The sequence below is a fragment of the Ferrimonas balearica genome, assembly GCF_019802085.1.
Taxonomy (GTDB): Bacteria; Pseudomonadota; Gammaproteobacteria; order Enterobacterales; family Shewanellaceae; genus Ferrimonas; species Ferrimonas balearica_B.
Map to the genome: position 1 here is coordinate 540,934 of NZ_JAHVHV010000001.1, position 19,786 is coordinate 560,719.

20 protein-coding genes are annotated in these 19,786 nt (G+C 63.4%); 10 read left to right on the forward strand and 10 right to left on the reverse strand.

The window, feature by feature from the left end; genetic code table 11:
• Positions 1 to 25 precede the first annotated feature (25 nt).
• From KUV81_RS02500 to KUV81_RS02520, 5 genes are all read right to left on the reverse strand, one after another.
• Positions 26 to 1,405, reverse strand: coding sequence for a glutamine synthetase family protein (locus KUV81_RS02500; protein ID WP_222542265.1), 1,380 nt, complete (start codon positions 1,403 to 1,405; stop codon positions 26 to 28).
• A 223-nt stretch (positions 1,406 to 1,628) separates the two neighbouring features.
• Complete coding sequence (locus tag KUV81_RS02505) at positions 1,629 to 2,096, reverse strand: hypothetical protein (protein WP_222542266.1); 468 nt, start codon at positions 2,094 to 2,096, stop codon at positions 1,629 to 1,631.
• A gap of 66 nt (positions 2,097 to 2,162) precedes the next feature.
• On the reverse strand, positions 2,163 to 2,546 hold the full coding sequence (locus tag KUV81_RS02510) for a hypothetical protein (protein ID WP_222542267.1): 384 nt from the start codon (positions 2,544 to 2,546) through the stop codon (positions 2,163 to 2,165).
• 38 nt (positions 2,547 to 2,584) lie between these two features.
• Positions 2,585 to 3,223: a hypothetical protein gene (locus KUV81_RS02515; RefSeq protein WP_222542268.1), complete on the reverse strand. Its 639-nt coding sequence runs from the start codon at positions 3,221 to 3,223 to the stop codon at positions 2,585 to 2,587.
• Positions 3,220 to 3,990, reverse strand: a complete 771-nt coding sequence (locus tag KUV81_RS02520) for an alpha/beta hydrolase (RefSeq protein WP_315900034.1) — start codon at positions 3,988 to 3,990, stop codon at positions 3,220 to 3,222. The genes KUV81_RS02515 and KUV81_RS02520 overlap by 4 nt, the downstream gene beginning before the upstream one ends.
• A 156-nt stretch (positions 3,991 to 4,146) precedes the next feature.
• Between KUV81_RS02520 and KUV81_RS02525 the strand changes: the two genes are divergently transcribed.
• Entirely contained in the window at positions 4,147 to 4,797 is a 651-nt protein-coding gene (locus KUV81_RS02525; RefSeq protein ID WP_222542269.1) for a GOLPH3/VPS74 family protein, read from the forward strand.
• 10 nt (positions 4,798 to 4,807) lie between these two features.
• On the opposite strand, the gene yjjG is transcribed toward KUV81_RS02525, so the two are convergent.
• Both yjjG and KUV81_RS02535 read right to left on the reverse strand, forming a co-directional pair.
• Positions 4,808 to 5,479 carry a pyrimidine 5'-nucleotidase gene (gene yjjG, locus KUV81_RS02530; protein WP_222542270.1) on the reverse strand — a complete coding sequence of 224 codons (672 nt, stop codon included), beginning with the start codon at positions 5,477 to 5,479 and terminating at the stop codon, positions 4,808 to 4,810.
• A 72-nt stretch (positions 5,480 to 5,551) separates the two neighbouring features.
• On the reverse strand, positions 5,552 to 5,905 hold the full coding sequence (locus KUV81_RS02535; protein WP_222542271.1) for a VOC family protein: 354 nt from the start codon (positions 5,903 to 5,905) through the stop codon (positions 5,552 to 5,554).
• Between the two features lie 254 nt (positions 5,906 to 6,159).
• Here KUV81_RS02535 and KUV81_RS02540 point away from each other — a divergent pair, with 254 nt between their 5' ends.
• From KUV81_RS02540 to KUV81_RS02555, 4 genes are all read left to right on the forward strand, one after another.
• Positions 6,160 to 6,624 carry a hypothetical protein gene (locus KUV81_RS02540; protein WP_222542272.1) on the forward strand — a complete coding sequence of 155 codons (465 nt, stop codon included), beginning with the start codon at positions 6,160 to 6,162 and terminating at the stop codon, positions 6,622 to 6,624.
• A 99-nt stretch (positions 6,625 to 6,723) separates the two neighbouring features.
• Positions 6,724 to 8,100: an efflux RND transporter periplasmic adaptor subunit gene (locus tag KUV81_RS02545; protein WP_222542273.1), complete on the forward strand. Its 1,377-nt coding sequence runs from the start codon at positions 6,724 to 6,726 to the stop codon at positions 8,098 to 8,100.
• Complete coding sequence (locus KUV81_RS02550; protein ID WP_222542274.1) at positions 8,097 to 8,789, forward strand: ABC transporter ATP-binding protein; 693 nt, start codon at positions 8,097 to 8,099, stop codon at positions 8,787 to 8,789. Before KUV81_RS02545 ends, KUV81_RS02550 begins: the two co-directional genes overlap by 4 nt.
• A complete protein-coding gene (locus KUV81_RS02555) occupies positions 8,786 to 10,012 on the forward strand; it encodes an ABC transporter permease (protein WP_222542275.1) in 1,227 nt (408 codons plus the stop codon). Before KUV81_RS02550 ends, KUV81_RS02555 begins: the two co-directional genes overlap by 4 nt.
• Positions 10,013 to 10,316: 304 nt before the next feature.
• Here KUV81_RS02555 and KUV81_RS02560 read toward each other — a convergent pair whose 3' ends face one another.
• Together KUV81_RS02560 and KUV81_RS02565 are read right to left on the reverse strand one after the other, a co-directional pair.
• The gene (locus KUV81_RS02560) at positions 10,317 to 10,556 is read right to left on the reverse strand and encodes a hypothetical protein (RefSeq protein WP_222542276.1); all 240 of its coding nucleotides are present in this window, start codon (positions 10,554 to 10,556) and stop codon (positions 10,317 to 10,319) included.
• 94 nt (positions 10,557 to 10,650) lie between these two features.
• On the reverse strand, positions 10,651 to 11,028 hold the full coding sequence (locus KUV81_RS02565; protein WP_222542277.1) for a hypothetical protein: 378 nt from the start codon (positions 11,026 to 11,028) through the stop codon (positions 10,651 to 10,653).
• Between the two features lie 856 nt (positions 11,029 to 11,884).
• Between KUV81_RS02565 and KUV81_RS02570 the strand changes: the two genes are divergently transcribed.
• From KUV81_RS02570 to KUV81_RS02580, 3 genes are all read left to right on the forward strand, one after another.
• A complete protein-coding gene (locus KUV81_RS02570; protein ID WP_222542278.1) occupies positions 11,885 to 13,723 on the forward strand; it encodes an ATP-binding protein in 1,839 nt (612 codons plus the stop codon).
• A 97-nt stretch (positions 13,724 to 13,820) separates the two neighbouring features.
• Positions 13,821 to 15,848 (forward strand): M3 family metallopeptidase, encoded by a 2,028-nt coding sequence (locus KUV81_RS02575; RefSeq protein WP_222542279.1) that lies wholly within the window; start codon positions 13,821 to 13,823, stop codon positions 15,846 to 15,848.
• Positions 15,849 to 16,009: 161 nt separating this feature from the next.
• The gene (locus tag KUV81_RS02580; protein WP_222542280.1) at positions 16,010 to 16,426 is read left to right on the forward strand and encodes a hypothetical protein; all 417 of its coding nucleotides are present in this window, start codon (positions 16,010 to 16,012) and stop codon (positions 16,424 to 16,426) included.
• 37 nt (positions 16,427 to 16,463) lie between these two features.
• Here KUV81_RS02580 and KUV81_RS02585 read toward each other — a convergent pair whose 3' ends face one another.
• Positions 16,464 to 16,823, reverse strand: a complete 360-nt coding sequence (locus KUV81_RS02585; RefSeq protein ID WP_222542281.1) for a DUF4870 family protein — start codon at positions 16,821 to 16,823, stop codon at positions 16,464 to 16,466.
• Between the two features lie 308 nt (positions 16,824 to 17,131).
• Between KUV81_RS02585 and KUV81_RS02590 the strand changes: the two genes are divergently transcribed.
• The gene (locus tag KUV81_RS02590; RefSeq protein ID WP_222542282.1) at positions 17,132 to 19,027 is read left to right on the forward strand and encodes a BCCT family transporter; all 1,896 of its coding nucleotides are present in this window, start codon (positions 17,132 to 17,134) and stop codon (positions 19,025 to 19,027) included.
• 95 nt (positions 19,028 to 19,122) lie between these two features.
• A complete protein-coding gene (locus tag KUV81_RS02595; RefSeq protein ID WP_222542283.1) occupies positions 19,123 to 19,758 on the forward strand; it encodes a DsbA family oxidoreductase in 636 nt (211 codons plus the stop codon).
• Positions 19,759 to 19,786 lie beyond the last annotated feature (28 nt).

Below are 19,786 nucleotides of genomic sequence, written 5' to 3' on the forward strand. Positions count from 1 at the left end.
TCTTTTTCCCCTCGGGCTCCTTGCCCTAGATGATCTCGAAGTAGCGTCTCAGCTCCCAGTCGGTGACGTGCTTGCGAAACTCCCGCTCCTCCCAGTCCCGTGATTCCGCGTAGTGCGCCACGAAGTCGGCGCCAAACAGGTCTCGGGCCGCCTCGGACTGACGCAGTGCCGCCGCGGCCCGGGAGAGGCTGCGGGGCAAGCGCAAGTGGGGAGGGTGTGATTGGTCATAGGCGTTGCCAACCACCATCTCCTCCGGCTCGAGGGCGTGCTCGATGCCGTACAGACCGGCGCCCAGGGCGGCGGCGAGGGCGATGTAGGGATTGGCGTCCGCGGAGCCAAGGCGGAACTCAACCCGCTGGGATTTATCCACGCCGGGGATCACCCGCAATGCGGTGGTGCGGTTCTCGCAGCCCCAGGTGGCGTCGGTGGGGGCCCAGAAGCCCGGGACCATGCGGGCGTAGGAGTTGATGGTTTGCGCGTACAGGGCCAGAAACTCCGGCAGCAGGCGCTGTTGGCCGGCGATAAAGTGACGCTGGGTGGCGCTCATGTTCATCGTCTGGGTGGGGTCGTAAAACGCGGATTGACCGCTGGCCTTATCGCGCAAGGAGAGGTGGATGTGGCCGGATTGGCCCGGCAGTTTGTTGGACCATTTGGCCATAAAGGTGGCCATCAGGCCCTGACGCTCCGCCCACACCTTGGTGAAGGTTTTGAACAGCGCGGCCTTATCTGCCGCGGCGGCGGCGCCATCCACCGCCAGTGCCGCTTCCAGCACACCGGGGCCGGTTTCGGTGTGCAGCCCTTCGATGGGGAAGTCCATCTGCTCACCCAGGGCGATGAGGCTCTGGTGCAGCTCGCTGTGCACCGAGTTTCGGATCATCGAGTAACCGAACATGCCCGGGGTCAGGGGCTTGAGATCGCGATAGTGCTTTTCTCGCACCGAGTGGGGGGTTTCATCGAACAGGAAGAACTCGTACTCAAAAGCGGCCCGGGCATCAAAGCCCATGGCGTCCGCCTTGTCCAGCACCCGGCTGAGCAGTCTGCGGGGGCACAGGGCCGCGGCATCGCCATCGAACTCACAGATAAACAACAGCATTCCGGGCTCAAAGGGCACCTCCCGGCAACTCTGGGGTACGACACGGACGGGGGTATCCGGATAGCCGCTGTGCCAGCCGGTAAAGGCCACGCCGGGGTCTTGATAGAGCTCATCGCCGCAGTCCCAGCCCAGCACCACATCGCAAAAGGCGAAGCCGTGGTCCAGCGATGAGAAGAACTTATCGCGACTCATGTATTTGCCACGCATCACACCGTCGTTGTCGAAAAGCCCGACCTTAACGTGGGTCAGGTTGCGCTCGCTGACGATGCGCTTGGCATCCGCAACGGTTCTTACCTCTCTGGGATCTGCCATGTCTTTGCCTTCTGAATGCCCCGTCTGTGCCACCAGACAGGTTTTACTGAGGTTTTTCCATGGGTTAAGTATGGATCTCTTTGGCTCTTTTGCGTCGAATTACGCGAAGAACCTCTTTTGTATCAGGAAGGAGAGGCGCTCTGTCCGGGCACGCTGCTTAAACCCGTGCCGGTTTGCTAGGGCTATGAGGGACTGAATTCTGACCTGTCTGGAGGCTCAACAACTAAAAAGCGTACCCAAACTCGCCTTCGGAAAAGTAAATAACCGATTGAAACCGAAAGCCCAGGAGCCCACCATCAATTGAATAGTAGAAGTGATTGCCTTCATCATCAGAGATCACATATACCTCTTCGCTCACTCCTAACACCAACAATGGCTCTTTGGATAGGACTTTAAAACGGATGTCGTCTATCTGCCACTCTTGATTGATGGTTACATCGTCATTAGGAAAGGAGAAGACGAAATCATTATGTCGAAAACAGAGGTATTCTCTTGAGGAACAATCTAAAAGTTGATAGCCAACATCGCTCCCATAATACACTGAACCATTATCCTTGATGGAGATTGTTGGGCGATACTCGCCACCAGAAGGCAAAGGCAAGTAATGTACAGTGGCTGCTTCTGAATAACAGGATAGCGACAGAAATAATGGTAAGGCGAGCGTACTCAGAAGATTCATATTATTGAACATGAGTGTCAGTACCTTTCGATTTATAGGTGATGGCCAGGCCAACAGTCTGATGCGTCCGTAGAGTGGTTAATCGACAAATAGCCAATTTGTAATTACCAGATAGAAAACAATCATTGTGAGCCAAAAAGAGACTTCCGCTAAGATTCTATCCTTTTTAATTTCCTTTTCATCTCCAACGGCGACATCAGTGAGAACATTACTCTCGCCACCATAAGTCCTATAAATTAAGGAGGGGATAAAAATTCCCGAAAGAGCACAAATGGACGCAACTACCATTATCTCTCCAATTAGAATGTGCCCAATGTAAACAGCAACAGGAAATGAAAATAGTGAGAAAAGAAGACCAATCTGAAAATGAGTCATGTAAATGGCGCTACTGCCCCAATTTTTCTGATAAATGTAGTGAGTTCCCCTCATTATTCTAACAATAAAATTCAACATAAATTTCATTCCCTGAATCCAGATTCGTTCGACATAACCGCTTTCTATTACTGATTTGGTGACCATTTCCGGGTCAGCGCGCGCGCCTCGAGTTTGCTCAGGGCTTTGAGCACCTGCTCACGATGCTTCGCACTCTTTATCCAACTGGGCAGCCGGGTGAAGTAGGACCATTTCGTGCCACTGCCTTCCCGAAGTTGTGCTGCGGTATAGCGCTTCAACTGGTGAATGTGCTCGGCATTAAAGGCCCACAAGGTGCCCAGTCGGGTGTCTTGTTTCAGCGCCAGTTCCAGGCCGAAATAGGGGTCGTTGGCACTGTCCTCACGATTGTCGCGGGAAAAGCTCAAATCCACCGAATTGGGCTTCTGGCAGTTTGGGCAAGGTACCTGCGCCGTCTCGCTTTGGACCTGCCAAACGGTTTCGAAACGCTGTTCGGCGTGCACCCACTGGTGACCACAGAAACCGCAGGGGCGCCGCCCTGTGGCCAATACCGGCCCTTGCCAAGGGATTTTTCCGGTCTCCAACCGATGGCCACAGCCCTGGCACAGAAAGGTGGCGTGCCACTGACGCCAGCTGGGGTTGCCCCTCACCACGCCGGCCCGACCGCATCGTCGGCAGAGCACTTCGACCTCCACGGCCCAATGGAGCAACGAGTGGCCCTGGCTGACATACCGCTTTACTGCCGTCATGGCGCGCTGCCCTGCTGGTCGCGTTTGAACTGCCCATACGCCAGGAAATGCAGCACCTGGGCGATCACCTCGTTGTTTCGCATCATAAAGGGGTGGGTGACGGGCAGGATCAGGTGATCACGCATGCCCGCCAGTTCGGTGCTCTGCACGGACACCTTGCCGTCGTCCTGGCCCGGCAGCAGTGTCGAGAGGATCAGATTGACGCTGCGGCTGCCGGCGATGATCCCCACCTCGAAGTTGGCCGCCCCCAACTGGAGGGGCAGGCTTTGTGCGTCGGTGCCCAACTGTCCACCGGCTGTGCCACCCACCAGATCGAACCCGGGCAGGTTCCGGTAGGCATCCACCGCTTCGCTGCCCTGGTTGGGAGGGCCCAGCATCACCACCCGACCCAGCCCCGACAGGGGGCGCTCGCCCAGGTAGTGACGGACCAGGATCCCGCCCATGGAGTGGGTAACAAAGTGCACCGGCCGATGGTCGCCGCAGCGAGTCAGGGCCGGGTCGATCACCTGGGCGGAAAGCACCTCGATGGGGGCACTGCGCGACGCGTAATCCTGGTTTACCGGGTGATACCCCGCGTCCTCAAGGGCCTTGGCCAGCTTGGTCATGTCCCGGTCGCTCTTGGCCAATCCGTGCAGCAGCACCACGCAACCCTGAGCCTGGACGCTGGTGCTGAGCAGCAGGGCCGCCACGACCAGAAACAGCCGCCAGAATCGGCGGGGAAACGGCACAGCGCTGCGCTGGGGAGTCGGGAGAGATAACGGTGCCATCCTGGCCTCCGTTTGAGCAGGAGCCCGCCTGCAGCGGGCCGGAGATATGTGCCCAAGCTAGCAATGTTACAGTTCTATATCAATGGCTTAGCCAGATGGAGGCTGGTAGGGTAGGGAGAGCCACTCTTAGAAGGAGTTTAAGTTGTGGAAGCGGAAATGGAATTCACGCTGTACCAGTCGCTGACCCTGTTGGCGCTGGACGATGAGAAGGGCACCTCGCAGGGTCTGTTTGCCGAGCAGGCCCTGGCGGCGGCATTGATGGCGGAGCTGCTGCTCGATGGCCATCTGGTGCTGGCCGGTGGCCGGGCACGGGTGGCGCAAGGCAGTGGCCCCATGGAGCCGCTGCTGCGGGAAGCCTGGCTGCGCTGGCAGGAGCGGGGGCCCATGAGTTTGCAGCAGGGGGTCAGTCAACTGGCGGACCTGCCGCGTCTCTCCCACCGCGCCGCCCAGTCCCTGGTGGACCGGGGCGTGCTCAGCCGGGTGGATGAGACGGTGCTTTGGGTGTTCAACCGCCAGCGCTATCCGGAGCGGGACCCGGCTCCGGAGCGGGCGCTGCGCCAGGGGATCCTTGAGGCGGTCACCAATGCCGATGCCACCCCCTCCGAGCGCCTGCGGGTGTTGATTGCCCTGTGCGCCGCGGCCGATCTGCTGGTGCGAGTTCTGCCCGATGCCAAGGCGCATCAGGCCAGGGTGACCGCGCTGTTGGAGAGCAGCGACAGTGCCCAGGCGCTTAAGGACGCCATCGATGCGGTGATGCTGGTGACGGTGATCCTGCCGGTGACCACCACCACCTTGTTCCACAACTGATGCGCCGGGCTTAGCCCAGGCGCTGGCGCAGCTGATCGTGGTGTTGCACCTCCAGGTGGGGGCGGATCGCCGCCTCACCGGGCTGGCCCGAGGGGTTGTACCAGCAGGTGTCCAGCCCGGCATTGAGGCCACCGAGGATGTCGGTGTGCAGGTTGTCCCCCACCATCAACACCGAATCGGCGTCCGGCCGCCCCATCCGCGTCAATGCGTGGTCGAAGATGTCTCTGTGGGGCTTGGCGCTGCCCACCTCTTCGGATATCACCACCAGCTCGAACGCCTCGGCCAGTCCGGTGCGCTCCAGTCGCACCTGCTGAAGCTCGGTAAAGCCGTTGGTGATGATCCCCAGGCGGGCCTTGCCGTGGAGGGCGTCAATCAGCTCCCGAACCCCGGGCAGGGGCGCGCAGATCGCCGCCATCGCCTGCAAAAAGTCGGAGTTGAGCTGGGCGCCGGTGGTGCCGAGCCGCTCCGCCCAGCCTTCAAATCGACTCTGCTGCAATGTGGCGGCGTCAATCTCACCGGCGTTATAGGCTTGCCACAGGGGCAGGTTCAGGGCCTGGTAGGCGCGGTAGTGGTCGTCGTCGAAATCGACGCCGTGGCCGGCGAACATTCGCTTAAGCCCGGCCAGGGCATCGAAATGGAACAGGGTTTCGTCGGCGTCGAACAGGATCCACTGGTAAGGCATGGGATGACCGTTAAGGGTTGGGGTGGCCGCATTGTAATGGAACGCGCGCGCAGGCCAAGCCCCACGCGATGCTCAGTCCTTATCGCTCCACACCGCCCACTCGTTGCCCGCCGGGTCCAGAAAGTGGAAACGCCGGCCCCCGGGGAAGGCGAAGATCGCCTTGTGCAGGGTGCCGCCGGCCTCCTTCACCGCGCCCTCGGTGGCCTCCAGATCCCGGCTGTAGAGCACCGGCAGCGCCGCCCCCTGTTCGGAGCGCGAGGCCAGCGGGGCCCGGAAGAAGCCCCCCGCCAGACCCGAGTGGCTGAAGGCCACGTAGTCCGGGCCGTAGTCGGTAAACTGCCAGTCAAAGACGGCACTGAAGAAGGTTTTCACGGCGTCGATATCCTGGGCGGGCAGCTCCAGGTAATTGATGTGGTGGTGATTCATAGGCTCCTCCGGTCGGTGTTCCCAGTGTGTCCATCCGGGGCGGGCAGGGCAAGCCTTGGGTGAGTTCAATCCGCCTGGGCATCAAAACGGCCTGGCAATCTTGGCCCGGGCCTGGAGCAGGAAAAACCGACTGTTCAAAAACACAGCGTTATGAGATGGTTGGCTTAGCCTGACGACTTAGGGACAAGCGTCGTAAACCGCGGGATCTCCGCATACCCGGTGGCCGCCATGGTCGCCGCATTAGGAATACCATCATGGATTGGCGCGATGTCGTGCTGTTTCTGTCCCTGGGGTTGGCGCTGTACGCGACATGGAAGGTTCGACAGCTCAGTCAGGGCCCTGAGCATTCCCCCTCAGTCTCCGAGAACGGCGATCAGTCGTTTACCCCCTTTAGCTCGCCTTCGACACTGCACGCCTCCCACGAGGTGGTGGGCGCCCGCTACCTGGATGGCCCCTCCGGGCGGCGACTCAAGATCTGGAACCAGAGCCACGATCCCATCGAGCAGCTCACCCTGACCCTGCCGGCGGATCAGCGCTGGTTCGATCCTGGGGTGTTGGCGGACACCTTCCCCCTGGAGACGCTGGCCCAATTCGAGTCGGTGGAGCTGGCGGTGCGGGAGGATCACCCCGACGAGGCGCGCCCGCCCATCACCCTGAGCTGGGTGGGGGAAGGCGGCCCGCAGGAGGTGATCTTGCGCCCCTCGGTGCTGCGGGGCTAAAGGCGACGTCAAGCAGGGTAAAGCAGTGTAAAACACGTCGGAGGGGGCGCGGGGCGTTGTTAGCATGGTGTCATCGCCTTGGATACGCAGAGTCACACCATGAAGACACGCAAGCGCCTGTACGCGGCGGCCGCCCTGGCCCTGGGGGCCACCGCATTGCTGCTCACCAGCCGGATGACGGCGGGCAGCGAGGCGGGGGTGCACTACCGCACCGAGCCGGTTTCCGTTGGGGAGATCAACCACACCGTCAGCGCCACCGGCACCCTGGCGGCGGTGGACGACGTCATCGTCGGCGCCCAGCTGTCCGGCCAGATCACCGAGGTGTACGTCGACTTCAACGACAGCGTCAGCGCCGGCCAGTTGCTGGCGCAGATCGATCCCCGCACCTTCGCCGCCCAGGTGGACCAGGCCCGGGCCCAGGTCACCAAGACCGAGGGCGACATCGAGCTGCAGGCGATCGTGGTGCGCCGGGCCCAGGTCAACCTGGACAAGGCCCAGCGGGATCTCACCCGCGCCCACGCCCTGGCGGACGCCAACTACGTCTCCGAGGACGACATCGACGCCCTGGAGACCGCCCTGACCCAGGCGGAGCTGGATTGGCTGCAGAGCCAGGCGCAGCTCAAGGTCTTTAACGCCACCCTGGCGGCCAACCAGGCCAGCCTGGCCCAGGCGCAAATTGAGCTGGACCGCACCGAGATCCGCGCCCCCATCGACGGCTTCGTCATCGACCGCACCATCGAGCGGGGCCAGACCGTGGCCTCCAGCCTCAACACCCCGGAGCTGTTCACCCTGGCCAAGGATCTCTCCCAGATGGAGATCGAGGCCTACATCGACGAGTCCGACATCGGTCGCATCGCCGAGGGCCAGCGGGTCAGCTTCACCGTGGATGCCTTCCCGGATCAGCGTTTCAACGGCCAGGTGAGCCAGATCCGCCGGGCCCCCCAGGACAGTTCCGGGGTGATCAGCTACACGGTGATCGTCACCGCCGCCAACCGCCACGGCAATCTGCTGCCGGGCATGACCGCCAACCTGGAGATCGGCATCGAATCGGCCCGCTCGGTCACCCGGGTGAGCAACGCCAGCTTGCGGGTGGCCAGCCAGCTCGAGCGCCAAAACACCTCTCCCCAGGGTGGCATGCTGGCCCGTCTGGCGCCGCTGGGGCTCAGCGACGAGCAGAAGGCCACCCTGGAGGCGCGGATGCCCAAGCCCAGCGCCGCCGGCTCCCGCGGCGATCGCCAGATGCGACAGCGGATCACCAAGCTGCTGGACGAGGTGCTGACCGAGGAGCAAAATGCGCTGCGGGCCGACCTGCAAAGCGGCAAGGTGCGGATCGCCACCCTCTACCTGCTGAAGGACGGCCGTCCCGAGCCGGTGTCGGTGCAGCTGGGGATCAGCGACGGCCAGTACACCCAGCTGCTCAAGCCGGCGCTGACCGATGAAGCGGTGATCGTCCAGGTGAGGGCCAACCGCTCATGAGTGCCGCCATTCTCTGCCGCGGACTGGGCCACAGCTTCCCCATGGCCGGCGAGCGCTTCCAGGTGCTCGATGAGGTCGACCTGTGCATCGAGCGGGGGGAGATGGTGGCCATCATGGGGCCCTCGGGCTCCGGTAAGTCCACTCTGATGAACCTCATTGGCTGCCTGATGACCCCGGAGCGCGGCGAAGTGAAGCTGCTGGGCACCTCCACCGCCGGCCTCGACAAACCCGCCCTGGCCCGGTTGCGCCGGGACCACATTGGTTTCGTGTTCCAGCAGTTCAACCTCTTGTCGCGCACCTCGGCATTGGACAACGTCAAGATGCCACTGATGTACAACGACACCCCGGTGACCGACGGGGATGTCCGGGCCACCGAGGCGCTGACCGCCGTGGGCCTGGCGGATCGCCTGGGCCATCACCCCAGCCAGCTCTCCGGCGGCCAGCAGCAGCGGGTGGCCATCGCCCGGGCGCTGGTCAATCGGCCCAGCATCCTGCTGGCGGACGAGCCCACCGGTGCGCTGGACAGCGTCACCAGCGAGGAGATCATGGCGCTGTTTCGCCGCCTTAATCGCCAGGGTCAGACCGTGGTGATGGTGACCCACGAGCCGGAGGTGGCGGCCCAGACCGACCGCATCATCCAGGTGCGCGACGGCCGGGTGCAGAGCAACCCACCGGGGAGGGCGGCATGACCTTGGTATCCACCGCGCTGTTGTCCCTTCGGCGCAACCTGATGCGCTCCATCCTCACCACCTTGGGGATCGTCATCGGCATCAGCGCCGTCATCGTGATGTTCGCCCTGGGGGAGGGCGCCCAGCGGGAAGTGGAGGCCCAGATCGAGAGCCTGGGCACCAATCTTCTGATGGTGCGGGCCAACTCGGTCAGCAGCGGCGGCGCCCGCCAGGCGGCGGGCAACGTCAACCGACTGAACCTGGCCGACGTCGAGGCGATCAAGCGGGAGATCCCGGAGGTGGTGGCGGTGGGGGCGTCGGTCAACGGCCAGGCCCAGGTGGTCTCCGGCAACCAGAACTGGAACACCGGGATCCAGGGGGCCAACACCGATTACCTGGTGGCCAGCAACTGGGAGGTGGCCACTGGCCGGGCCTTCAGCGACAGCGAGGTGCGCAGCGGGGGTAAGGTGGCGCTGATGGGCCAGACCGTGGCCACCGAGCTGTTTGGCGATCCCGAGCTGGCGCTGGGGGAGGTGGTGCGGGTCAACCGGGTGCCGCTGACCGTGGTGGGGCTGCTCAAGTCCAAGGGCCAGGATATGCGGGGCATGGACCAGGACGACACCCTGATCCTGCCGCTGACCACCGCCAACCGACGGGTCGTGGGGGCCAGTGGCACCAACGTCAACCGCATCAGCCGGCTGACGGTGGCGGTGGATGAAGCGGACAACATGACCTACGTCAGTGAAGAGATGGAGCGGCTGCTGAGCCAGCGCCATCGGGTGGCCGCCGGCCAGGCCTCGCCGTTTCGCATCATGAACCTCTCCGCCATGCTCTCCACTCGGGCCGAGGCCAACAAGGTGTTCTCCCTGCTGCTGGCAGGGGTGGCCGGGGTGTCGCTGCTGGTGGGGGGGATTGGAGTGATGAACATCATGCTGGTGAGCGTCACCGAGCGGACCCGGGAGATCGGCCTGCGCATGGCGGTGGGGGCCCAGCCTCGTCACATCCTCACCCAGTTTCTGATTGAGAGCGTCACCCTCTGCCTTATCGGCGCCCTGATGGGGGTGACCCTGTCGCTGCTGGCGGTGGGGGTGCTGCAATACGGTGTGGGTTGGCAGATGGCGATCTCGCCGCTGATCATCCTGGTGAGCGTGCTGGGCACCGGCCTTATCGGCGTCGGCTTTGGCTTCTACCCCGCCTACAAGGCGGCCAGCCTGGACCCCATCGAAGCCTTGCGCTTCGAGTGAGCCCAAACCCCAAAAACAAAAAGCCGCCTTGGTGCAATACCAAGGCGGCCGAGTTCGGTTTCGCCGTTGTTCGTTTTTGTTCCGGCTCCTTCCCCTAAAGAACCGGGCGGGTGGCGAATGCAGGCAGTGTACGGAAAGTGGTCAGAGCTGTCCCCCCCTTTTTTCGGCGAATGTGATTTGTGGGATCTCTCTCACGGGCGACTCTTTGTGATGAGATCCGGATCTCGTTTTGTCGACGCTTTCTGCCTTCGTTACCGATGGCGCGCATCGAAAACGGGCGCCAATGGGGCGCCCCTCCCAGCTATTACTCCTCATCTGCGCAGCACCAACGGAAACCCTTGTGCCCGGTTGCTGGCTGCTCCCACCCTTGGCGGGTTTGCTCTTCTGCCTCTTGCCGGGCTTGGGCTTCTTTTACGCCTTCCCGTACCTCCTCGCGCACGCTCTCAACTTGATAAGTAAAGGACACAAACAGGCCAGCAAAAAAGCAGGAGATGCCGAAAAGTACAGCCAAAAGAATCAGGTGCTTTTGATCTTTGCTGCTCATCTTCACGCTCCTCGAAAATAGCTTACAACCACTACGCAAAGCCCAATCACGTACCCGGCTGCCATCAAGGCAAGGGCAATCCGCATGAGTTGGGTCATAGCGGTCTCCAATTTTCGATGGCTTTGTGGATACTGTGCCGGGCCTGCATCAGCCCGGAAACGCGCCCGTCGTAGTACATTCGAAGATCCACGGAGTTAGCTAAGCAGCCGGCCTCTCTCAAACATTCCTCTGCAGTACCATCCAGGTCGGCGAGCATGTCCGAAGGGTTAAGAAGCGCGGCCTCTTCGGATTTGTAGTGTTCAGCGTGCACCCGCAGGTGCTTGGCACCATAGCTCAGCCCCCAAGCGACGCCGATTTCCTTGATCAGAAACAACTCCGACACTTTGTCGTCTAAACGGGCCGCGTACACGGTGTCTTTCGCCTTGTTTTCAAGGTGTGTGGCCAGATTCTTAGCGGCGAAGTCGTTGATCATGGCTTCTCCCTCCAAGTGCCGGTCACCAATCGGACGTATTGGTCGTCAGTCAGAAGGCGCTGGATGCGAACCTTCTCTTGCGCTGTTAAAATAACGTTCGTCATTAGGTCGAACCTCATATTGATTTAATGGCCTCCCCCGGAGCGTTGCCGCGCTGCCGGGGCTTCTTTTATCTGCCTCCGATTCATATCCAGGTGGTTTGGTGTCGTTTCACACTCTGTTTATTGGACCAATGACACAAAATAGAGTTTTTACTCTAATTGTGTTGTGTGACCGAGTTCAAAAGACCATTTTGATGACTCATTAGTTATCAGGTGGTTGGTGTGCTCGGCATTCCTTGGCATCGAGCCTGAAGAACTCATCCCCTTTCAGAAGAAAGCGGGTGCCGGGCTTGATGAGCGATTGGGCAGAGGAAGTCGCAGTGCAGTCAGAGGCGGCGCGAATGTGGCTCCAAAGCTCTCTGATCTGATTGTTGGCTCTTCACAGGGTCAGTGCCAGAGGAGGCTCTCCACTTCGATTTGCATTCAGGTCGGCCCAGTAAGGGGCGAAAGCAAGGGAGTAGCGCTCATTGGTGCCGATGTGCTGATTGCGCTTTTGTGGGGCCGAACTTACAGCAGACCAGTTGCTTGTCTTCTTGCGTTACGGTTTGCCATGGCAGATGAAGCATGCGAATAACGAGACGGTGCGGGCGACTCTTTGTGATGAGATCCGGATCTCGTTTTGTCGACGCTTTCGGGTTATCTTGAGCCCAAGGCGGTTCAAAAAGCCATCAGGCGCGCAGTAACTGACTGTCTTTCAATCCTTCTTGAAGCAAGTGGCCCTCCAGGATGTCGGGCCCAGTCACAGGATACAGGGAATGCATCTGCGCCAACTGACGCTCAAACTCTTCGCCGCCATCTTCGTCATGGTCCTGCTCGCTTCCGTGCTGTTGGCCTACTGGGCCTGGCACCGGCACTTTCAGCAGTTGGAGAACCAGGTCACCCAACTCATCACCTACGCCCGGCCACAGCTGCTGCGCCAGGAGGGCACCCGCTGGGTCCTCAACACCGAGGCGGTGGACCGCCTCAGCAGCAGCCTGCCGGAGTTGAGCAGCGGGGTGATCACCTTAGGAGGCGTGGGGGAGGGTTACCGCTTCGGTCCGGCGGCGGCCGAGATGCTCTGCGCCGATGAGGCGACACTGCTCAGCGGCTGCCTGCGTCTGGAGGGGGAGTGGACCCTGCACGGCGGCCAGCGCTTCTACTACAGCGTGCAGCTCAACCAGCGCGCCGCCATGCTCTCCATGTTGACCGGCCTGGGCGCCATGCTGGGGATCTGGCTGCTGGCCGGGCTGGTGCTCTACCGTTACGCCGCCAGCTGGTTTCTCACCCCCCTGGACCGCATTCTCGACCAGCTGCCGAAGATCGGCACCGGCCGGGCCAAGTTCCACACCCTGGTCAGCGCTCGCAGTGGCCTGGCACCCCTGACCCAGGCCCTGTCGGAGCTGGACGCCATGCTGCAGGAGCGTCAGCTCAACGACGAGCGACTGCAGGTGCGACTGCGCAAGGCCCTGCTGGCCCGCAGCGAATTCATGGCCAACGCCAGTCACGAGATCCGCACCCCCATCAACAGCATCATCGGCTTCGTCGACTGCCTCAAGCTGGAGCGCGACGCCCTGCACGGCACCGCCCAGGAGCACCTGGACCACATCGCCAACGCCTCCGAGGCCTTAGTGCGCATCGTTGATGACGTGCTGGATTTCTCCAAGCTGGACGCCGGCAAGATGACCCTGGAGTCCATCACCTTCCCCCTGGCGGAGTTCATCGAGCGCACCGTCGACGGTTATTCCGGCAAGGCCAGCGGCAACGGCGTGCGGCTGATCACCCAGCTGGACCCGGCCCTGCCCAGCCACGTCATCGGTGACGAAAACCGGCTGGGGCAGATCCTTGGCAACCTCATCAGTAACGCGGTCAAGTTCAGCCCCGACGGCCAGGTCAGGGTCAGCGCCGGTGTGGAGCGTCGTCCCGGCCGCTCGGTGGAGCTCTCCTTGAGCGTGGTGGACACCGGCGTGGGGATTGAGGAGAAGGCCCTGGCCGCCATCTTCGACCCCTACGCCCAGGCGGACACCTCCACCACCCGCCGCTTCGGCGGCTCCGGCCTGGGGCTGGCCATCTGCAAGCAGTTGGCCGACCTGATGGACGCCCGACTGACGGTGCAGTCCAAGCCGGGGCGGGGCAGCACCTTCACTCTGCAGGTGCCGCTGATGGTGGCCAAGCCGCCGTCCGGTGAGGCGGTGGCCCCGAGCCTCGACGACGAGTCCGCCCTGGGCCACCTCAAGGTGATGGTGGTGGAGGACAACCACAGCAACCAGGCGTTGATGCGGGCCTACCTCAGCAAGCTGGGGGTGGAGGATCCCATCCTCTGCAACAACGGCCAGGAGGCAGTGGACGCCTCCGACGTCAGCCGCATGGACGTCATCCTGATGGACTGTCAGATGCCGGTCATGGACGGGTTTACCGCCAGTGGCCTCATTCGTCGCGGGATCAGCCGTGAGGCGCTGATCGTCGCCATCACCGCCAACGTCACCAGCCAGGACCGGGCCCTGTGCGAGCAAGCCGGGATGGACCTCTTCCTGACCAAGCCCCTGACCCTGGATGCCCTCAAGGCGGCCCTGGGCAAGGGGCTGGCCGCCCGGGGGCGGGCGATGGTGACCAGCTGAGGCTTGGCGGCGACTCGACGCGGGGGTAAGCTCAGGGGGCAAAAGAACCCGCGTGGCCATCGACGGCCCGCCGATAACAACACAATGGAGTTTGGATTTGAGTCGTACCAACCCCCTGCTGGGCGCCTTTGACGCCCCCTTTGGCCTGCCCCCGTTCGCCGAGTTGGCGGACGCTCACTTCGCCCCCGCCCTGGAAGCGGGCATGGCCGCTCAACTGGAGGAGGTGGCGGCCATCGTCGCCAACCCCGAGCCCGCCACCCTGGCCAACACCATCGATGCCCTGTCCCGTTCCGGCGTACTGCTGGGGCGCACCCAGATGCTGTTCGAAAACCTCTGCGGCACCGACAGTAACCCCGAGCGCCAGGCGTTGGATCAGACCTTCAGCCCTCGTCTGGCGGCGCACCAGGACGCCATCCTGCTGAACCCCGAGCTGTTCGAGCGCATTCGCGCCGTTTACCAGCAGCGCGAGGCCTTAAGCGGTGAAGGCCGGGTGCTGACCGAGCGCACCTACGAGCGCTTTGTTCGCGGCGGGGCGGAGCTGTCCGGCGAAGCCCGGGCGCGCTTTGCCGAGATCAACACCGAGCTGGCGACCCTTCAGGTGGCCTTTGCCCAGAACCTGCTGGCCCAGAACAACGCCTTTGTTCATCTTATCGAGTCCGAAGCGGAGCTGGCCGGCTTGCCGGCGGGGATGATCCAGGCCGCGGCCGACAAGGCCGAGGCGATGGGCCGGCCCGGTTGCTGGGCCTTTGGCTGCGATCGCACCGTGCTCTACCCCTTCCTGACCCACGCCCGCCATCGCGGCCACCGTCAGGCCCTCTACCAGGGTTACCTGATGCGGGCGGACAACAACGACGAGCACGACAACAAGGCCAACCTGCGTCGCCAGGCGGCGCTGCGTCTGGAGCGGGCCCGACTGCTGGGCTACCGCAACCACGCCGAGTACGAGCTGGCGGACCGCATGGTGGGCGGGCCCAAGCCGGCCCAGGCCCTGATGGAGCAGGTGTGGACCGCCACCCGCCGTCAGGCCGAAACCGAGGCCCAGACCCTGCAGGGGCTGATCGACGCCGAGGGCGGCGACTTCACCCTGGCCGGCTGGGACTGGTGGTACTACGCCGAGCAGCACCGTCAGCAGGCCTACGCGTTGGATGACGCCGAGGTGATGCCCTATTTCACCCTGGACAACGTCATCGAGGGGGCCTTCCACACCGCCCGGCGCCTGTTCGGCATCGACTTCAAGCCGCTGCCCGAGGCGCGTCTCTACCATGAGGAGGCCCGGGCCTGGGAGGTGGTGGACGCCGACGGCCAACACCTGGGGGTGTTCGTCGGCGACTACTTCACCCGCGACAGCAAGCGCGGGGGCGCCTGGATGACGGTGTTCCGCGAGCAGTCCCGCCTCGATGGCGTGGTGCGGCCCATAGTGCAGAACGTCTGCAACTTCCCCAAGCCACAGCCCGGTCAGCCGGCGCTGCTTAACTTCGAGCACGTGCGCACCCTGTTCCACGAGTTTGGCCACGCCCTCCATGGCCTGCTCACCGACTGCCACTACGCCCAGCTCTCCGGCACCAACGTGGCCCGGGACTTTGTCGAGTTCCCCTCCCAGGTGCTGGAGCACTGGGCCACCCAACCGGAGGTGCTGGCCCACTACGCCCGTCACGTGGAGACCGGCGCGGTGATCCCCGCGAGTCTGGTGGCCCGGATCCAGGCCCTGGGCCGCTTCAACCAGGGCTTCCAGACCGGCGAGTTCCTGGCCGCGGCCCTGCTGGACATGGCCTGGCACACTCTGGAGGATACCGTGCCCGAGGTGGCCGAGCTGGAAGCCCAGGTGGCCGAGCGCATCGGCCTGCCGGCGGCCATCGCCTACCGCTACCGCTCGCCGGCCTTTGCCCACATCTTTGCCGGGGGGTATTCGGCGGGGTACTACAGCTACCTCTACTCGGCGGTGCTCGATGGGGACGGCTTTGCCGCCTTTACCGAGGCTGGGGACCTCTTCGACCCGGCCCTTTCGGCCAAGCTGCGCACTTTGCTGGCCTCCGGCGGCACCGACAAGCCGGAGCGGCTCTACCGTGCGTTTAGAGGCCAGGATCCGAGCATTGATGCCCTGCTGGCCAACCGCGGCCTGAACTGACGCCTTGATGAGGCAGAGAAAAAGCCGGCAACCGCCGGCTTTTTTGTGTCCGCAGTCCGGACGACGCGGGTCGACAGCGGCCCAGGGGGGTGGCATCTTGTGTCCATGCGGTGGTGGATGTGAGACCCGGTTACCACCGCCTGATGAACAAGGAGTGGTGTATGAAACCCGTCGCGATGGCCCTCACCCTGGGCACCCTTTTGTTTAGCGCGTCCACCCTGGCGGCGCCCCCGGAACACGCCCGGGGGCAGCAGGTGAAGGCCGAACGTCACCAGGAGAACGCCGAGCGCAAGGCGGCCCAGGAGGCGGAGCAGGCCGAGCGCAAGGCCGCCAAAGCCGAAGAGAAGGCGGCCCGGGATCAGGCCAAAGACCGGCACCAGGATGCCGAGGATCGGGCGGAGCGGGCCAAAGAGGAGGTGGAGGCGATGGACCGCGAGGCGCGGGAAGAGGCCGAAGCGCACCATAAGGGGGCCAAGGGACGCCAGCAGCAGGCCCAGAGAGAGGCCGAGGAGCGTGCCCGGGAAGCTCAGAAGGAGGCGGAAGCGCACCGCCGTAACTCGGAGGTGGAGCCCCGCTAGGGGAGAAGACGGGGCCGAGCGCTCGGCCCCGAAGCCGTCAGCCGGCGTAGGCCTTGTTGGAGGTCAGCCGCGCCAGGCCCTTGACGATGCGGTAGATGGACCAGATCCACACCGCCACCAGCAGCGGGTAGCCGATCACCACGAAGGTCAGCAGGCCCCCGACGATGCTCAGCCCCAGACCCCACCAGAAGGTTTTGCTGATGTTGCTGTAGTGGTCCTCGAACAGGCTGCCGGCGGCATCGCCCTTCTTCACCATGGCCCAGATGGCGCCAATCAACCAGAACAGCCCGGTAAAGAGCCCCAGCACCATCAGGGCGTAGGCGATCAAGGCGTGGGTCTTGACGCTGTCGTCGTGGGCGCTCATGGGCACATCCAGCGCCTGTTGTTGTTCAGACATCCTGTCCTCCTGTATGACGTCTTTAGCACAGTTGCGGGTCCGTCCCGCGCAGTTAACCTATCACAAGTATCTGAAAAACAAAGGCCTAATCCGAGAGTCTGTGATGGCAGTGGGGGCGAACTTCCCCTGCCGCGCCGGGCGCCTTGCACAAGCGAAGACCGGGGGCGGGCAGAAAAATTTTCCGTTACGGGGCCCGGCCAGGCCGGTGGGATAATCCGCGCCGGCAAAACGTCTCGCACTCGGGTTTTGCTGCTGTTGGCCGTCCCGAATCCTTCGGGGCGGTATTTTTTTCCCTTCGGAGCGACGTGATGAACCGGGACGCGTTTTCGCTGATCGACAAACCCACCTTTTTCGGCGCCCTGGCCCTGTTGCTGGCGGTGGTGCTGCCGCTGGCCATCTGGCCGGAAGCCGGGGCCCTTTGGGTGGCCCGAGCCAAGACCCTGATGACCACCAACCTGGGGGCCATCTACCTGATGATGGGCCTGGGCTCGCTGTTTCTGATGATCTACATCGTGTTCAGCGGCATGGGCCAGATCAAGCTGGGTGAGGCGGACGAGGAGCCGGAGTTTGGCACCGCCTCCTGGGCCGCCATGCTGTTTTGCGGCGGCATCGGCGCCAGCATCCTCTACTGGGGCTGCATCGAGTGGGCCTACTACTACCAGAACCCCCCCTTCCAGCTGGAAGCGGGCAGTGAGGAGGCGATCCGCTGGGCCGCCACCTACGGGATCTTCCACTGGGGCTTTATCGCCTGGGCCATCTACCTGGTGCCGGCGCTGCCCATCGCCTACTTCTACTACGTGCGCAAGCAGCCGGTGCTCAAGGTCTCCGCAGCCCTGATGCCGGTGATCGGCGAGAAGCGCAGCCAGGGCCCCCTGGGCAAGGTGGTGGACATCCTCTTTATCTTCGGTCTGCTCGGTGGCGGTGCCACCACCCTGGGTCTGGCCTCGCCGATGATCAGCGAAGGCCTCAACCAGCTGTTTGGCCTGCCGCAGAACCTGACCACCCAAATCGGGGTGCTGCTGCTGTGCACCCTGATCTTCGGCTACAGCGCCTACGCGGGGCTGGAGAAGGGGATCAAGATCTTAAGCAACTTCAACTTCTGGGGCGCCATCGGCCTGCTGGCCTTCGTCTTTGTCGCCGGGCCCACGGTGTTCATGCTGGAAACCGGGCTGGACGCCTTCGGCCGGATGCTCAGCAACTTCTTCGTGATGGCCACCTGGGCTGAGCCCTTTGGCGGCACCGGCCCCTTCCGCGACACCCACTTCCCCCAGGAGTGGACGGTGTTCTACTGGGCCTGGTGGCTGGTGTTTGCCCCCAGCATGGGGCTGTTTGTGGCGCGGATCTCCCGCGGCCGCACCATTCGCCAGATGGTGGCCGGGGCGATGTTCTTTGGCTCCATGGGCTGCTTCCTGTTCTTTATGATCCTGGGCAACTACGGCCTGTCGCTGCAGCTGTCCGGTGAGCTGGACGTGGTGGCGCTGCTCAACGCCGAGGGGGCGACCCGGGCGATCTTCGCCATCCTTAACACCCTGCCGATGCCCACCTTGGTGGTGGCGGTGTTCACCCTGCTGGCGCTGGTCTTTACCGCCACCACCTTCGACTCCATCTCCTACATCCTGGCGTCGGTGGTGCAGAACAACGTCACCGAGGAACCGATGCGCTGGAACCGGCTGTTCTGGGCCTTCGCCCTGTCGTTTATGCCGACGGTGCTGATGGTGCTGGGGGGGCTGTCGACCCTGCAGACCGCCGCCATCGTCGCCGGTGCGCCACTGTTGGTGATCGCCCTGATGCTGGGACTGTCCGGACTGCGGGCGGCCCAGCACGACCTGCAGCACCAGGAGGATTACGAGGATCCGGTGATCACCATCGGCGACCTGCCGGAGGTGGATCCCTGGTCGGAAGAGGGCAAGGCCTTGGCCCGGTTCGAAGCGCTCAAGCAAAGCGCCATCGAGGCGGCGGCCAACGAGCGGGCGGCGCGGGAGGCGATCCTGGCGCTCAAAGCGGAGCTGCGATTGGCCAATGAGCGTGACCCCCGCCTGAAGCGGCCGCTCAAGCTGGAGCTGGCCAAGCTGCAATCCCGCTTGGCCCAGGCCACCGCCGAGAAGTTGGAGGCCACCGACGCCGCCCAGTCGGCCCGGGGCGAGTTCAACGCCCTGTTGAGCGCCCGCCGCCAACTGGACGCCCCCCTGGAGGCGTCAGTCTGACTCCGGGGCCGGCAGGGAGGCCGGCCCCGACGGCCCTTGCAATGAGGGTCGGCCATCCCCATGTTGAGGGTTCCCTAGACCCATTCGGACCCCCTATGCCTGCTTTGACCATCGACATCGTCTCCGACGTGGTGTGCCCCTGGTGCATCATCGGCTACCAATCCCTCCGCCAGGCCCTGGACAACCAGGGACTGGACGCCGAGATCCGCTGGCACCCCTTCGAACTCAACCCACAGATGCCCGCCGAGGGGCAGGATCTGGGCGCCCATCTGCGGGAAAAATACGGCATCACCCCCGAGCAGAGTGCCCAGAACCGCCAGATGATCGAGCAGCGGGCCCAGGCGCTGGGCTTCCCCCTGCGCTTTACCGACAACGCGCGAATCTACAACACCTTCGACGCCCACCGTTTGCTCAGCTGGGCCGCCGAGCAGGACAAGCAGACCGAGCTCAAGCTGGCGCTGTTCCGCCTCTACTTCGTTGAGGGAGGCAACCCCAGCGACCGAAGTGCGCTGGTGGCCTGCGCCCAGTCCGTGGGGCTTAAGGCCGAGATCGCCCGGGAGGTGCTGGAGCAGGGCAGGTACGCCGAGGCGGTGCGGTCCGAGCAGGGCCAGTGGCCGGGGATGGGGATCAGCGCCGTGCCGGCGTTCATCATCAATCGCCAGTACCTCATCAGCGGTGGCCAGAGTGTGGAGGCCTTCGAACAGGCGCTTGGCGAGATCCACGCCGGCTGAGGCGACTATCTTTGCCAAGGTGAGTGAA